Genomic DNA, 14,582 nt, shown 5'->3' on the forward strand with positions numbered 1-14,582 from the left:
TCTTTAATGTGTGGATGTCCAATGGAGAATCATGAAATTATTCTTCAAGACGAACATCATAAACAGTTTAAGATTGTTAAAGTTCAAGATGTTCGTTTTGATAAAAATACGCTTAACAATAGCTACCAATGGTTATGGATATTTGATCATAGTTCAGAGTTTTTTCCATTTGAACTATGGGATCAACTGGATCATGCAACTATTCATCAAAAGATCAAACTTGGTAATCAAGTTTTCAGAATTATTAAGGTTCTGACGAAGAAAACGAAAATTAGACCCTCATAAAAGATATGCCCTCAAACAAGTATTTTTATAGTTTATTTAAAAACCACTTTGCTATAAATTCTTCTCATCTAATTAGATCGAAATCACTAGCAGCAGGTTATAATTAACCTCAGTCGATGCTAATAAAAAAATTGATAACTAGAATATTGAAGTAAAAAATAAAATCACTATATAAATTAAACAGTATTAACTTAACAAGCGCGCCAGACTAAAGCATTCTATTTCTACGCTTGAAGGAGGTACACATGAAAGTAAGAGCATCACGTACGTATTCCGCCTCAGCAAATAATTATTTTATTTCCAAAGAATACGACTGTACTGTTATTCCTGTAAAAGGAATGTGTTTTATCGACTCTGGTTTAACTGAGAGCGGAGTGATTCAACCCGTAGAAATTATTGAAGTGACCATAGAACCAGAATCTAACTCGTACCATGTTCTTTTAGCAGGCAATCCTCATGACCACGAAAAAGAAGAGCTAAAAAAGAAATTTGAAGCGATGAAATCTCATGGTTGGGAATATATAGAAAGCTTACTTTGATATTTTCCTATCTCAAGCTATAAGTTAGTCTCTACCTATAAAAGCCCTCGGATGAGGGCTTTTATATACACATTAACGCTTACATTGTTTTAGTGATTACTTGCTATTTGGTGAAACCATTTTTTCAGGTTTTACCACTTCATCAAATTGCTCTGCTGTAACCAAACCAAGCTCAACAGCAACCTGCTTCAACGTTTTATTTTCTTTATAAGCAGTCTTTGCAACTTTTGCAGAATTTTCATAACCAATCACTGGGTTTAACGCTGTGACCAACATGAGAGAGTTATGTAAGAAGTGGTCAATCTTATCGCGATTAGGCTCAATTCCTACCGCACAGTGGTCATTAAAACTATTACACGCATCACCAAGCAATTGAATAGACTGCAATAAGTTATAAGCAATTACAGGCATAAATACGTTTAACTCAAAGTTACCGGAAGCACCAGCCACGTTAATGGTCGTATCATTTCCAAGCACTTGCGCGACAACCATGGTCATTGCTTCACTTTGTGTCGGATTTACTTTTCCCGGCATAATGCTTGAACCAGGTTCATTTTCAGGAATACGGATTTCACCAAAACCACAACGGGGACCACTTGCCAACCAACGAATATCATTCGCAATTTTATTTAAGCTTACAGCTAAAGTTTTCAATGCACCTGATGCAAAAACAGCCGCATCACGCCCTGCTAGTGCTTCAAATTTATTAGGTGCAGTTACAAATGGCAAACCTGTAAGTAGAGCAAGCTGAGCTGCTGCTTTCACTGCATAGTCAGGATGTGCATTTAACCCTGTCCCTACTGCTGTGCCACCTAATGGCAACTCATATAGACCACTTAGAGCTTGTTGTAGTCGAACCAATCCATGCTCAAGCTGAGATACATAGCCACTAAATTCTTGGCCTAAAGTTAATGGCGTGGCATCTTGCAAATGAGTACGGCCAATTTTGACGATGTCTTGAAATTCGTCAGACTTTTTTTGCAAAGTCGCTTTAAGTTGCTCGACGGCAGGGATGAGCAATTCGTTAATTTGCAAACTTGCTGCAACATGAATAGACGTTGGAAATGAATCGTTCGTTGATTGAGCACGGTTGACATGATCATTTGGATGTACAGGTTTTTGCGCACCCAATGCTTGACCTAATTTTTGGTTGGCAATATTGGCAATCACTTCATTACAGTTCATGTTACTTTGCGTACCAGAACCCGTCTGCCAGACCACTAAAGGAAACTGTGAATCCCACTTGCCATCAATCACCTCTTCAGCTGCGCCCACAATATATTGGCTCAAATCTTGTGGTAATTGTTCAAGTTCAGCATTGGTTATTGCAGCAGCCTTTTTGACTAAACCCATTGCTCGAATCATGGCACGCGGTAATCGTTCTTGCCCGATTTTAAAGTTCTGCAAGCTGCGTTGAGTCTGTGCCCCCCACAATGCTTCATTTGGAACTTCAATCTCACCCATCGTGTCATGTTCAATTCGTGTTTGCATAGAAACCTCGGTTATCTCAATAAAGAACTCACGGGCTGAAGCAAGTATTTGCTCTGGCTAGTTAATTTTGAATATCCTACTCAACCATACTAGTATTGTAAATAAGAATCATTATCTCATCTTCCATTTAGCGTATTTTGATAAAAGCGCCATTCATCTTCGATCATTTGTTTTAACGCGCGTTTCGGCGACCATTGTAATAAGGTTTTTGCCTTCCCAATATTAGCCCCAACTTGATCTAACTCAACATGTTTATAAATTGCTGATTGTGTCGGAATCTCAGCTTGAGTGACTTGGGAAATTTCATCGAGTAATTGACGAATTGAATGAACTTTATCATGAGCAATATTAAATGCTTCGCAACAATGCGTTTGTTCACGTAGCCAATGTAAACTCGCACTCACCGCCTCGCACAAATCTAAAACATGTAGAAAACTGCGTTCAGTCGTATGATCTGACGTTTCAGCTTGATCTTGTAATTCAATCAAATCACGTTGCATTGCTGCGACTTGCATTGCAAGCGGTACAATATTTTTAGGAAGTTGAGCGACATACTCTCCAAGTACCCCATGTTCAAATGCACCTACGATATTAGACAATCGTAAAATCGCAATTTTCCATTCGTGATCAATTTTATAAGTATCGCGGATAATTTCTTCAATCATCTGTTGAGACTTAATATAGGGATTAGGATAAGTATAATTAAATTCGTCTGTTTCGCTTAATTGCAATCCAGATTTCCCATAAGCTGCAAGACTAGATAAATGAATGAAGTGACGAACACCTGTACGTTGCATGGCACGTAGTAAACTCATGATGCAACTAACATTATCATTATAATATTCAAGAGGTTTAAGGTTAGATTCTTCAATTGATTTAAACCCAGCAGTATGAATAACCGCGTCAATTGAATATTGCTCGAAAACCTTATTCAATGCTGGGGTATTTCGTACATCAAGTTTGACAAATGGAACGTACATACCAGAAATAAACTCTAGCCGTTCAAGCGTTTGCAAGGTCGAATTAGCCAAATTATCGACGATTACCACTTCTTGCCCTTGAGCCATGAGACTCAACGCAATGTGTGAACCGATAAAGCCTAAACCACCTGTCACTAAAATCATTGTATACTTACCTTTCTCTTAATGTATCTACGCCCATTTAGACGTATGACCATAGTGAATTCTCAATGAGTACATTACTACTAATTACCTCTGCTCCTACTTCCATTCATGCTTGGCATGCGTTAGGACTTGCTCAGGCACTCAAAAGTAAAAATGAAGACTTCCGTGTATTCTTTTACCAAGATGGCGTGCAGGTTGCTAATGATTTTCAATGGGTTCCTGACGACCAGCGTAATCTAACGCATGAATGGCAAAAGCTTGCGATTCGTCTTCCTGTTTGTGTGAGTGCTGCCCTCGCTCGTGGTATTACAGATGCAGAAAATGCTAGTCGCCATCACCTCACTCATCACAACCTTGCCAAAGACTTTGAACTTGTCGGGTTAGGTGAACTTGCTGATGCAGTACAGTCAGCATCTCGTCTTATTCAATTTTAAGTTACTTTGTTTGCTTAGATTGTTGCTTTTAAAAGGTATATTGTGTGAAATCTGTACTCGTCATCTTAAGCCAAGCCAATTTAACCAGTCTTCAAATCAATGAAAGCCTTTCCGCTACTATGGTTTTAGCAACCTTTGGCTCACCAGTCAAAGTATTATTGAAAGATGCTGCTCTTAGTCTTTTGCAAAATGATTTGAGCTTTGATCAGTTTACTCAGGCTTTTAAAGTAGCTTCAAATATGGTCGAAAGTTTTGAGTTCTACGACTTGAGCCCTATTTTGATTGAAAGTAAAAATCAGCAACATCCTCTTGTACAAAAAACCGAGCAAGAGATTGAATTTGTTCAGTTGAATGCTGAGTTTATTCAATCTTTTGATCATGTTCTATATTGGTAGATGAAGGTGTAAGTTTAATGAATCCATCAACGCTTTATCTTGTGCAATCTTCTTACCATGCTACGCCTAAGATTATTGATGAGTTAAGTCATCTTTTTCAGGCAGGTGACCAGATTATTTTTATGGGTGATTCTGTTGCACGACTTTCAGCTGAAATGATTCAGCAGTTTGAAAGTATTTCATGCTTAAGCATCGAAAAAGATTTAATCGATACGGATACTTTAACTCAGATAAATGTATTGGACTATGATCAATTTGCAGATCTTGTTTTAACATTTAATCGTTGTATTTCTTTTAAATAATATATTTAGGCTAGTTTCATGAATTTAGAATTAGACCAAGATGGTCATTTGGTTGATTACACAATTTGGAATCCTGAAGTTGCACAAGAGCTTGCCAAGTCACTTGATATTGAACTCACCGAGTGGCATTTCGAAGTTTTAACTGCTGTACGCCAGTTTTATCAACAGTTTGGGCACTCTCCTGCAACTCGCCCGCTCATTAAATTTTTAATGAAAACGGTAAGTCCAGAGATTAATAATGCTGTTTTACAGCAACAATTTAATACTGGTTTAGTTGCACGTCATTTGAGTCGTTTGGCGGGTGTTCCTAAACCAGCAAATTGCTTATAAAGTTAAGTAAATTTTTTAGCAGCAGCGACACATAAAATAGTTGCTGCTGTGACCACTAACATTGACCAGCTCACATGTTCATGCAATAAAGCCGCTGCAATACCTAGCCCCATTAAAGGCTGTAAAAGTTGTAGTTGGCTTATGGCAGCAATACCGCCTTGTGCCAGTCCTTTGTACCAAAAGAAAAAGCCAATCAGCATACTAAACAAAGACACATAAATAAGACCAACTAAAGCTGATGGAGACACACTTTGGAATGAAGCTGGCATATAGAAAATGGTAAGCAACACCATAAAAGGTAAAGACAAAATAAGTGCCCAACAAATGACTTGCCACCCGCCTATTTTTCTTGAAAGTACACCGCCTTCTGCATAGCCAAACCCACAGAAAATAATTGCCATCAACATATAAAAGTCCCCTATTCCAAGTGATGTATCACCAGAAATGAAAAACATATAAGCGAAAACAACCGCACTCCCCAATACTGCAAATATCCAGAAAAAATGATTTGGTTTTTCTCCGCCTCTCAGTACAGCAAATATTGCAGTTGCAAGCGGCAAAAGACTAACGAATACAATTGAATGGGCTGCATTCATGTGCTGTAGAGCAAGTGCTGTAAACAATGGAAAACCGATCACCACCCCCACAGCAACAATGGCAAGAGGCCACCAATCTTGTTTGGCTGGTTTCTTTTGTTTTAAAACTAAAATAAGAATAAGCCCCAAAATACCTGCTATCGCAGCTCGTGCTGCGGTTAGAAAGCCTGGTTCAAACCCCATTACCGCTACACGTGTTGCTGGCAGTGACCCCGCAAAAATAGCCACGCCAATAAAACCATTCACCCAGCCATTCATAAACCTATTCATAATTTTCTCCGTCACTATACGAAGAATTTAAGCTGTGCTAAGGTGATTAAACCAGATACAAAGCAGTACAATTTAAAAGAACTGTTATGTATTAACAACCAGTACAGTTTGGATTTTAAGCACGTGAACCAGAGCAAAACAAAAATTGAAATTGTCATTTCAGAGATTGAGCGACAAATAAAAAATCGATCTTTATTGCCGGGAGCACGCTTGCCTTCTGTTCGTAAATTAGCAAATGATCTGGGATTTTCAGTATCAACAGTTGTAGAAGCGTATGAAAGATTAATTGCTTTAGGCAAAATCGAATCAAGAACTGGATCTGGTTTTTATATCGTTGGTCCGCTCGCACCTTTAGCTTTAAGTGAATTAGGCCCTAAATTAGATCGTTCAGTTGATCCATTATGGATTTCACGTCAATCTTTGGAAGCGAAAGCAGATGTTTTTAAGCCCGGTTGCGGTTGGCTACCTGATGACTGGATGCCGTTAGACAGTATTCGTAAAGCTTTAAGGACGGCCGCGAAAAGCCCAAATGATTGTTTAATGGGGTATTCAACACCATTGGGATTACCAGCTTTACGTGACTTACTGGCAAGGCGTGCTCAAGCAAAAGGGATAGAGGCGAATCTAAACCAAGTACTTTTAACTGATTCGGGAACTCAAGCGATTGATTTGGTTTGTCGATTTTTACTAAAGCCCGATGATGTCGTTCTCATTGATGATCCTTGTTATTTCAACTTTCATGCATTACTTAAAGTTCATCAAGTCAAAGTTATTGGTATTCCTTATACACCAACAGGCCCTGACTTAGAGGCATTTAAAGCAGCAATTGAGACTTACAATCCACGTCTTTATATCACCAACTCAGGAATTCACAATCCAACTGGTGCAACACTGTCTCTTTCCACAGCACATCAATTATTAAAACTGATTGAGCAATCCAATTTGATTGTCGTTGAAGATGATATTTTTTCAGATTTTGAATATAACGCGACTCCTCGGCTTGCAGCTTTGGATAATCTCTCACATGTAATCTTTATTGGAAGTTTTTCTAAAACGTTATCAGCATCTATTCGCTGTGGTTATATTACTGCAAAGCCAGAATGGATTGATCAGCTCACTGACCTGAAAATTGCCACCAGTTTTTCTCACAATGGAGTATCGGCTGAAGTTTTATTAAGTGCATTAACAGATGGGTCTTACCGTAAACATATAGAACTATTAAAGGTTCGTTTAACCAAAGCGATGCACGAGACCATTACCAAACTAGAACCTTTGGGCATAAAGCCATGGATTAAGCCTCAAGCGGGAATTTTTGTTTGGTGTCATTTGCCAGAGGGTGTTGAAGCTTCAAAAATTGCAAAATATTGTATTAATCATCAAGTTATTCTTGCACCAGGAAATGCGTTTAGCCAAGCTCCCAATGCTAGTCAATTCATCCGTTTTAATGTAACACAGTCAAATCATGACCACATTTATAAGACTCTAGCTGATGCGATTCAACAAGAGTCTTCATGATTGGTAATAAGAAAAATTAAGCTTGTTTCTGTTTTTGCTGCATATATGCAAAATAACCCGGCCCAGCTGAAACCTGAACTTGTTTTGCATGTAAAGGTTCACGGCAAACCGAACATACCATGACTGGTTCAAACTTATGACCACAAGTTTTATGACGATATTCTAAAGGTTTACCTAAACCTTGATCCATCCATTTATCTGCCCAATTCGCCATAGATAAAATAATTGGATAAAGTTCAAAACCTTTATCAGTGAGGCGATATTCAAAGCGTTCTTGACGATCAAAATAAGGAGCTTTGGCTAAAATTTCATATTCAACCAAACGCTTTAAACGATCTGAAAGGACATGACGAGTTACACCTAATGATTTTTGAAAATCGTCAAAGCGGCGTATTCCCATAAAAGCATTACGTAATATTAGCATCGTCCATCGATCGCCAATCACTGATAGCATACGAGCAACCGAACAAGGTTGATCACCGATGTCATCCCATTTCATCTTTATGCGTTCCTCGATATTTTCTAGCCTAACGGCCCTATTGTTTATACCCTAAACCACTTACCACGAGTTATGCAAGATTCATTATAAAAATAACTTCTTATCAACTTTATAAAAGAATTTTTATTATAAAAAATAGAAAGCTATTATATAAATTCGCTTAACAAATATAACTCACCCAATCGTATAGTGAGTTATATCTATTATTACTCATCATTAATTTGAGATGAATACACCCTTCAAAATATGACCTGCTTCTAGTTTCACACTTGCTGGAATTCGCACCAGACAATTGGCCTGCATTAAATTACTAAGCATGTGTGATTGCTGTTTTGTCAGACTTTTAACTTTAAGTTGTCCATTGTCAAAATAAGCATGCATTCTTAGAAAACGTTCACGCGCATCTTCTTTTAAATCATGATCTAAAATTGCACTAAACCAATCCGGCCCTGCTTGATTTCCCTGCAAAGTGTCAAGCAATGCTTTACCGTAAACTTGCATTGATACATAGACCGCAGCCGGATTACCGGGTAGCCCCAGCAAATAACAACGGTGATTTTTTTCCGTGTGAGAATATTCAGCAAAAAAGAGTGGCTTACCCGGCTTTTGTTTTACTTTCCAAAAGATCTGTTCAAAGCCAGCCTCAAAAGCGCATGGACGAACAAAGTCATAATCACCTACGGACACTCCACCTGTGGTTATGATAACATCATGACTGTCTTTTAACTCATTAAAGTAATGCGTGACTTGCGCCGCTTCATCTGCCACATGAATGAGTTCAATCTCTAAACCATAATCTTCAAACCAAGCTTTTAGTAATGGACCATTTGCATCAAAGATTTTGCCTTCTGCAAGATCTTCTGCTTTTTCGGCAACTTCGTCTCCAGTGACTAAAACAGCGACTTTCGGTGCACGATAAACGTCAACTGTTTGTACACCCGCCATACTTAAGGCAGCCAAACTTCCAATATTTAGAAACTGCCCAACTTGTGCAAGTAACTGTCCGTTCTCGATTTCTTCGCCAGTAAAACGAATGTCAGCTTGAGGGCGTATATGCTCCGTTAAAGAAATTTCTTGTGCTGAAATGACCTCTACTATTTCTTGCCTCGCAACATGTGTTGTACCTTCAGGAATTTTACCCCCCGTAAATATACGAATTGCCTGACCTTCACTCAAAATGTCATGACTTTCGCTTCCAGCACGAATTTCACCAGTAACCTGAAATTTTTGATTATTTAAATCTTCTGCATGGCTACAAAGCGCATAACCATCTACAGCACTTTGAGAAAAGCTTGGCAAATTAATTTCTGAATAAATTTCTTTAGCAAGATACCTGCTTAGGCTATTTTGAAGCACTTGCTGAATTGAACCTAATTTTTTAGGACGATTACTAATCAGCTCAATTGCTTCATCTACGCTAATCAATCCACGTTCCGCACCACAACCAGCCATTACTCATAGCCTCCCGGATGTGGTAAATCTCGGCAAACATCAAAAATATGGACTAAGGCAGGTAAAATAGCAGCCATTGATTCGCTTGCTCCACCACGGCTTCCCGGCAAAGTCACCACCAGTGAACGATCAATAAAACCGGCTACTCCACGCGACATTGCAGCATATGGCGTGCGTTTTTGTCCAAAAGATCGTGCAGCTTCCATTAAACCATCTAACTTACGTTCTAAAAGGGGCTCTAACGTATCGACCGTAATATCACGTTTACCAATTCCCGTACCGCCAACAGTCATAATGCAAGCATATGATTTGCTCAGCTCAAGCACTAAGTTTTTTAAAGTATCCGCTTCATCTGGCAAAATCTGGTAATGAATTGGATCAAATCCTGCCTCGGTTAAAGTTTCAACTACAGATTTTCCGGCAGTATCTGGCTTTCTACCCGCTGCGACAGTATCGGACAGCACAATAACAGCCGCCGAAACAGGCTGACGAAGAACTCGCTTAAAGTGTGATTTCCCACCTTTTTTCTTAAGCAATTTACATTGATCCATCCAGAGCTCTTCTGGTTCACAATGCGGTTTTAACATGTCATAAATGGTTAACCCTGCAAGACTGGCAGCAGTTAAGGCTTCCATTTCTACGCCAGTTGGACCAATGGTTTCAACCACGGTAATAATCTTCACAAAATCATGTTCTAATTCATATTCAACATCTGCACGATAAATCGGCAGTGGATGACACAAAGGAATCAGCTCATCAGTTCGTTTTGCTGCCAAGATTCCTGCAACGCGTGCAGTTTTTAATGCATCGCCTTTTTCAGTATTTCCTTGTCTTAATAATTCGATACAGTGTGGTGGTGCATATAAAATGGCTTGTGCTTCAGCAACACGATAACTTTCCGGCTTCATTCCTACGTTTTTCATTATTTATCCTAGTCGTGCTTATTTCAGTGTGAGTGTTCATGGCCGGTATGATGGTGATGTTTGTGTTCGTGCGGTGCATCCTTACGAATACAGCAGCCTTCTACATAGTGACTCGTGCCATCTGTAAAGAACTCTTCTTTAAATACAGGTACTTCATGCTTTACGCGCTCAACTGCTTCTTCACATGCTTGAAAAGCTTCACGGCGATGGGCTGCATAAGCAATTGCAATAATTGCTGTTTCACCAACATCTAAATATCCAATCCGATGAATCACTCGCACATAAGATACCTGATACTTTTTCTCAATTTCCAGTTCAATTTCACGTATCATTTTTTCAGAAAGCGGTTTATACGAAGTATATTTCAACGCCTTAACAGCTTTGCCTTCATGATGATTACGAACCGTACCCATAAAAATATCAATTCCACCGCATTCAGGAAATGATTCAATTGGATCAAAGGTATCTAGACTTAAAGCCTGCTCTTGTATACGGGCAAAATCTCGCATGGCTTAGCCTCCTGCAACTGGTGACAATAAAACCAAAGTACACGGCTGACTTAAAGTAGATTGTCTGGTTATAACGTTATCCTCTATCGCACACGCACATTTTTCCATGGCCTGTGTACATTCTGGATGTAAACTCACAATTTGATCTAAGACATCTTTCACTAAAATATTGGTAGGACAAACGATCGAAAGATTTTGAGGAAGCAATTTTTCAATTGCACCGAACGATTCGATTTTAATTTGGATAGATTGCTGCATTTATCCCCCAAGCATATGCATACTGATTTTACGGGTTTGTTGATGTTGTAAGGCATGAAAGCCTTTGGCTTTGTTCCAGATATACGGCATAACTCTCTCTTTTAACTGCTGACTATGCAGCAGATGATCGGTTGAGTTCTGTGCGCGCAATAATGCTTGAAGCTGTGGCTTAATATTTAAACCCTGCTGCGCAAATAGACAGTTATACAACTCACCTTGTGCTGTTAGTCGTATGCGATCACATTGGTGGCAAAATGAATGAGTAATGGTTGAAATGATGCCTAGAGCATAGCTATTGTTAAGCAGATATTGGCGCGCTGGCTCATGCTGCTGCTCGATAACTTGTACTGAATAATGCGGTTGTAACGCCTGTAAAATTTCAGCTTCACTCACCACATCTTTATTTGACCAGAGTGCATCACCATCAAGTGGCATGAATTCAATAAAACGTAGTGGAATATGGTTGGCAATCGACCATCTCGCCATAGGTAAGATTTGATCGTCATTTTTATTTTTCATTAACACGCAGTTAATTTTAAAAGGTAGACCTGCATCTTTTGCAGCTTGAATACCTTCAAGAACTGGTTCTAATTTTTTCTTGGTGAGTTCTTTAAATTGAATCGGATCAAGACTATCTAAACTAATATTTAAGTCATCTAAACCAGCATCTTTCAATTGCTGAGCGTATTTAGCCAGATAATGTCCATTGGTGGTCATTGAAATACGTTTTAAGCCTAATACTTTTAGAGCTTGTAAATCACGGACGAAATGGACAATACCTTGACGCATTAATGGCTCTCCACCCGTAATACGGATGCTTTCAACACCATGTTGCACCATAAAACTGCAAAACTGAAAAAGCGCCTCAAAACTAAGCAAATCTTGTTTATTTAGCCATTCAGGATGTTCAGGCATGCAATATACACACTTAAAATTACAGCGATCGGTTACCGAAATTCGTAACTTTCGCTTGATACGCCCATATTGGTCTTGTAGAACAGATGGCGTATTTTCAGAGTGATATTGTTTCATCTTTTGCACTCATGTCGAGAACAGTTCAAATATTGCTAGCACTGATTATGAGCAATTAAACTTAAAAAATTGCGCCTTAGTAGTGCTTTAATCTTTATAGCAAAATTTGTTCCAATTCTATTTATCATCCATAATTCTTTAGGTTTTAATTAAAATATTCGCCTTACCGTTTTAGCTCAGTTTTAAAGCTTTACAAAACCTTTGTGGCGTCAACCTGTTATATGTCTACTCTATTTCTAGCACTTTTCTAAACGTATGGGTACATATTTATGGTACGGCGTTTTAGATAAAGGATCACAATGCTCACCAGAAATTAGCAGATTTAATTGTGGTCCAATTGGCTCTCCACCTTGGAAGCGCATGCCATAGCCATGCGGAAGTGAAACTACCCCTTTTCGCATTCCCTCATCAAAATCTACAGTAACCTGAATTTCTCCATGTTGTGAGATACATTTGAGCTGCCCTCCTGCATCTACATTTAAGTTTCTCGCATCTTCAGGATGAATTCGTAAAGCCCCTTCTGCATCTACTTTTCGCCAAGCTGGATCACGGTAAATTTGATTGGCGTTATAACTACGTCGCTCACCTGATAAAAGTATGAATGGAAACTCTTCAGCATTAACCTGATGATTTTTTAAATTTGCTAGCTCAGTTAACATCTCTGGAATAGCAAGGCGTATTTTCTTATCTTTATAAGCCACCAATTTCCAGACTTCGTCATATTCATGTTGCGATAACACCACACCTGAACGTTGCTTTAAAATTTGTTCAAATAAACGAACGCCTAAGGTTAAAGGATTACCTTTGTAACCTGCACGACGTACAGCCTTAGTATGTAAGACAGCATATTGAATCGATAACGGCAATAAAAAAGCAACTGAATCTGCAGAATTGCCAATTCGTTTGCCAAGAGTTCGATAAATGATAGAGGCAGCAAAAGGGATATATTTTTTATTTCGCGCAAAGGTAAGCCCTAATGCGGACAAGTAAGGGAAATAGGCTGTTTTCTGAGAGTCAACTGAAGCTATTTTTTCTAAAAGCGGAAAACGTTTTGGAATCACCTGCATGGCTTCAAGTAATCGTGTATAAATTTCTGCCTCTGGCAAAGTATTCGCTTGAGCAGTCAATACAGGATGTCTTAGATGAAAACCATTTTTAGGAAACTCAAGATTAAAGCCAGTAAATTCCCATTTTTCAAATTGAGTATGAGCAGGCAAAATGTAGTCCGCTAGTCTTGCTGTTTCCGTCATGGCAACATCAATCACAACCAACAAATCTAATGCTTTAAATGCTTTCTCGTAGGCAGGTGTATCAGGGTAAGTTAATAGCGGATTACAACTATCTACAAACACAGCACGAATTCGTTTTTCCCCTGCTTTTAAAATTTCATCAGGTAAAATATTAGGGGGAAAGAACCCAGAAATTGGGAACATTTTATGGTAAACACTACGTCGATATTTCGGCTTTCTTTCATCTGTATCGCTTAAAATTGGAATAAACATGGTGTGCAAATTATTGGTGCCCTGCTTTCCAAAGTTTCCAGTCACTAAGTACAGTAGTTTTTCTAAATAGCCATTTAGTGTCGTATTTAAAGTATGTTGAATACCTAAATCAATCCGCACACAGCCTCTTTTAGCTTTGGCAAAATCTCGAACCACTTGGTAAATCAAATCGACCGGAACATCTGCTTTGGCAATATAGTCTTCAATGGGCACACGACTAAATGCTGTTTTCACCTCTTCAAAACCGTGCATATGCTGTTCGATAAATGTTGCATCATAAAGCTTTTCTTTAATAATGATCGCAATCATAGCTGACATTAAGAAAGCATCTGTTCCGGGTTTTAGCTGTACATGAATATCTGCTTGTTTGGCTGTTTCGCTAACTCGCGGGTCAAACACCACCATGGTTCGGTTCGGATCTTTCTTAATATGTTTTAGCGTATCTCGCGCGTTGGGAATTCCATGGGCTTGAAATGGATTTGTCCCAATAAAAAGGACATAGTCTGCATACTCCACATCTTCTGTCGTATGGCATGCCTGACTACCGAACAAACGTCCATTGAGCCAGAAATCACCCGTTTTTTCTTGAGCAAGAGAGTTGTAGGCATAATAACTTTTCATGGCCAGCAAGAGTTGTCGACCATATGCTGCACCCAGATGATTACCTTGACCACCACCCCCAACAGAAGCAAAAGCGGTCCCGCCAAAATCATCTCTAATCTGAACTAATCGATCAGCAATTTCTTGTATGGCCACATCCCAACTCACTTCTTGAAATGAACCATCTGGCTGGCGTTTTAAAGGTGTGGTCAAACGGTCTGCATGTTGCTGATAGTGTTGTAATCTGGCAGCTTTTTGGCAAATGTAGCCTTGAGAAAATGGATGTTCGGGATTGCCTTTAATTTTGACAAACTGATTATCTTTAACTTCCACACTTAAACCGCAGTTTCTAGAACACAAAATACATGCGGTCACATCTGTTTTATTTTGCTGAACTGCATCCATCATTTTTCTGGCTCCATTTATTTTTATACATCTGGCTAGAATGAAAACAACAAGTTCCAAAATAGAACTTAATATTGGAATAGTCAATGCTCGCGATAAGTTTTTATATAAACAATTCTAA

General features: G+C 38.8%; 17 protein-coding genes. 7 read left to right on the top strand and 10 right to left on the bottom strand.

What is annotated here, in order from left to right; genetic code table 11:
* Window positions 1–21: 21 nt before the first annotated feature.
* The gene (locus tag HUN22_RS09870; protein ID WP_174728640.1) at window positions 22–285 is read left to right on the top strand and encodes a hypothetical protein; all 264 of its coding nucleotides are present in this window, start codon (window positions 22–24) and stop codon (window positions 283–285) included.
* Between the two features lie 245 nt (window positions 286–530).
* Entirely contained in the window at window positions 531–824 is a 294-nt protein-coding gene (locus tag HUN22_RS09875; protein WP_174728642.1) for a hypothetical protein, read from the top strand.
* Between the two features lie 96 nt (window positions 825–920).
* Here the strand turns inward: HUN22_RS09875 and fumC are convergent, their stop codons facing one another.
* Both fumC and HUN22_RS09885 read right to left on the bottom strand, forming a co-directional pair.
* Window positions 921–2,315: a class II fumarate hydratase gene (gene fumC, locus HUN22_RS09880; protein ID WP_174728644.1), complete on the bottom strand. Its 1,395-nt coding sequence runs from the start codon at window positions 2,313–2,315 to the stop codon at window positions 921–923.
* A 116-nt stretch (window positions 2,316–2,431) separates the two neighbouring features.
* Window positions 2,432–3,439 (bottom strand): NAD-dependent epimerase/dehydratase family protein, encoded by a 1,008-nt coding sequence (locus HUN22_RS09885; RefSeq protein ID WP_174728647.1) that lies wholly within the window; start codon window positions 3,437–3,439, stop codon window positions 2,432–2,434.
* Window positions 3,440–3,504: 65 nt separating this feature from the next.
* Here HUN22_RS09885 and tusD point away from each other — a divergent pair, with 65 nt between their 5' ends.
* The 4 genes from tusD to HUN22_RS09905 are packed head-to-tail and all read left to right on the top strand — an operon-like array spanning window position 3,505 to window position 4,900.
* Window positions 3,505–3,873, top strand: coding sequence for a sulfurtransferase complex subunit TusD (gene tusD, locus HUN22_RS09890; protein WP_002115623.1), 369 nt, complete (start codon window positions 3,505–3,507; stop codon window positions 3,871–3,873).
* Window positions 3,874–3,917: 44 nt separating this feature from the next.
* Window positions 3,918–4,268 (top strand): hypothetical protein, encoded by a 351-nt coding sequence (locus HUN22_RS09895; RefSeq protein ID WP_087088122.1) that lies wholly within the window; start codon window positions 3,918–3,920, stop codon window positions 4,266–4,268.
* A gap of 17 nt (window positions 4,269–4,285) precedes the next feature.
* Complete coding sequence (locus tag HUN22_RS09900) at window positions 4,286–4,570, top strand: DsrH/TusB family sulfur metabolism protein (RefSeq protein ID WP_174728650.1); 285 nt, start codon at window positions 4,286–4,288, stop codon at window positions 4,568–4,570.
* An 18-nt stretch (window positions 4,571–4,588) separates the two neighbouring features.
* Window positions 4,589–4,900: a TusE/DsrC/DsvC family sulfur relay protein gene (locus HUN22_RS09905; RefSeq protein ID WP_009390289.1), complete on the top strand. Its 312-nt coding sequence runs from the start codon at window positions 4,589–4,591 to the stop codon at window positions 4,898–4,900.
* Between the two features lie 2 nt (window positions 4,901–4,902).
* Here the strand turns inward: HUN22_RS09905 and HUN22_RS09910 are convergent, their stop codons facing one another.
* On the bottom strand, window positions 4,903–5,766 hold the full coding sequence (locus HUN22_RS09910; protein WP_174728653.1) for a DMT family transporter: 864 nt from the start codon (window positions 5,764–5,766) through the stop codon (window positions 4,903–4,905).
* A 123-nt stretch (window positions 5,767–5,889) separates the two neighbouring features.
* On the opposite strand from HUN22_RS09910, the gene HUN22_RS09915 reads away from it, so the two are divergent.
* Window positions 5,890–7,281 (top strand): PLP-dependent aminotransferase family protein, encoded by a 1,392-nt coding sequence (locus tag HUN22_RS09915; RefSeq protein WP_174728656.1) that lies wholly within the window; start codon window positions 5,890–5,892, stop codon window positions 7,279–7,281.
* 16 nt (window positions 7,282–7,297) lie between these two features.
* On the opposite strand, the gene HUN22_RS09920 is transcribed toward HUN22_RS09915, so the two are convergent.
* The 7 genes from HUN22_RS09920 to HUN22_RS09950 form a co-directional block, all read right to left on the bottom strand.
* Window positions 7,298–7,780: a winged helix-turn-helix transcriptional regulator gene (locus tag HUN22_RS09920; protein ID WP_174728658.1), complete on the bottom strand. Its 483-nt coding sequence runs from the start codon at window positions 7,778–7,780 to the stop codon at window positions 7,298–7,300.
* A 216-nt stretch (window positions 7,781–7,996) separates the two neighbouring features.
* Complete coding sequence (locus HUN22_RS09925) at window positions 7,997–9,232, bottom strand: molybdopterin molybdotransferase MoeA (protein WP_174728660.1); 1,236 nt, start codon at window positions 9,230–9,232, stop codon at window positions 7,997–7,999.
* Window positions 9,232–10,155: a bifunctional molybdenum cofactor biosynthesis protein MoaC/MoaB gene (gene moaCB / locus HUN22_RS09930; RefSeq protein ID WP_000799986.1), complete on the bottom strand. Its 924-nt coding sequence runs from the start codon at window positions 10,153–10,155 to the stop codon at window positions 9,232–9,234. Before moaCB ends, HUN22_RS09925 begins: the two co-directional genes overlap by 1 nt.
* A gap of 23 nt (window positions 10,156–10,178) precedes the next feature.
* A complete protein-coding gene (locus HUN22_RS09935; RefSeq protein ID WP_062848638.1) occupies window positions 10,179–10,664 on the bottom strand; it encodes a molybdenum cofactor biosynthesis protein MoaE in 486 nt (161 codons plus the stop codon).
* A 3-nt stretch (window positions 10,665–10,667) separates the two neighbouring features.
* A complete protein-coding gene (locus tag HUN22_RS09940) occupies window positions 10,668–10,922 on the bottom strand; it encodes a MoaD/ThiS family protein (protein ID WP_057106139.1) in 255 nt (84 codons plus the stop codon).
* On the bottom strand, window positions 10,923–11,963 hold the full coding sequence (gene moaA, locus HUN22_RS09945; RefSeq protein WP_174728663.1) for a GTP 3',8-cyclase MoaA: 1,041 nt from the start codon (window positions 11,961–11,963) through the stop codon (window positions 10,923–10,925).
* Between the two features lie 227 nt (window positions 11,964–12,190).
* Entirely contained in the window at window positions 12,191–14,464 is a 2,274-nt protein-coding gene (locus tag HUN22_RS09950; protein WP_174728666.1) for a molybdopterin-dependent oxidoreductase, read from the bottom strand.
* Window positions 14,465–14,582 lie beyond the last annotated feature (118 nt).

The organism is Acinetobacter lactucae, assembly GCF_013344765.1.
Lineage (GTDB): Bacteria > Pseudomonadota > Gammaproteobacteria > Pseudomonadales > Moraxellaceae > Acinetobacter > Acinetobacter lactucae_A.

Bases quoted from the DNA above. Each gene is read 5' to 3' on its own strand.
- HUN22_RS09940 (WP_057106139.1), bottom strand. From the start codon at position 10,922: ATGCAGCAATCTATCCAAATTAAAATCGAATCGTTCGGTGCAATTGAA.
- HUN22_RS09875 (WP_174728642.1), top strand. From the start codon at position 531: ATGAAAGTAAGAGCATCACGTACGTATTCCGCCTCAGCAAATAATTAT.
- HUN22_RS09925 (WP_174728660.1), bottom strand. From the start codon at position 9,232: ATGGCTGGTTGTGGTGCGGAACGTGGATTGATTAGCGTAGATGAAGCA.
- HUN22_RS09905 (WP_009390289.1), top strand. From the start codon at position 4,589: ATGAATTTAGAATTAGACCAAGATGGTCATTTGGTTGATTACACAATT.
- tusD (WP_002115623.1), top strand. From the start codon at position 3,505: ATGAGTACATTACTACTAATTACCTCTGCTCCTACTTCCATTCATGCT.
- HUN22_RS09920 (WP_174728658.1), bottom strand. From the start codon at position 7,780: ATGAAATGGGATGACATCGGTGATCAACCTTGTTCGGTTGCTCGTATG.
- HUN22_RS09900 (WP_174728650.1), top strand. From the start codon at position 4,286: ATGAATCCATCAACGCTTTATCTTGTGCAATCTTCTTACCATGCTACG.
- fumC (WP_174728644.1), bottom strand. From the start codon at position 2,315: ATGCAAACACGAATTGAACATGACACGATGGGTGAGATTGAAGTTCCA.
- HUN22_RS09950 (WP_174728666.1), bottom strand. From the start codon at position 14,464: ATGATGGATGCAGTTCAGCAAAATAAAACAGATGTGACCGCATGTATT.
- HUN22_RS09885 (WP_174728647.1), bottom strand. From the start codon at position 3,439: ATGATTTTAGTGACAGGTGGTTTAGGCTTTATCGGTTCACACATTGCG.
- HUN22_RS09935 (WP_062848638.1), bottom strand. From the start codon at position 10,664: ATGCGAGATTTTGCCCGTATACAAGAGCAGGCTTTAAGTCTAGATACC.
- HUN22_RS09870 (WP_174728640.1), top strand. From the start codon at position 22: ATGGAGAATCATGAAATTATTCTTCAAGACGAACATCATAAACAGTTT.
- moaCB (WP_000799986.1), bottom strand. From the start codon at position 10,155: ATGAAAAACGTAGGAATGAAGCCGGAAAGTTATCGTGTTGCTGAAGCA.
- HUN22_RS09910 (WP_174728653.1), bottom strand. From the start codon at position 5,766: ATGAATAGGTTTATGAATGGCTGGGTGAATGGTTTTATTGGCGTGGCT.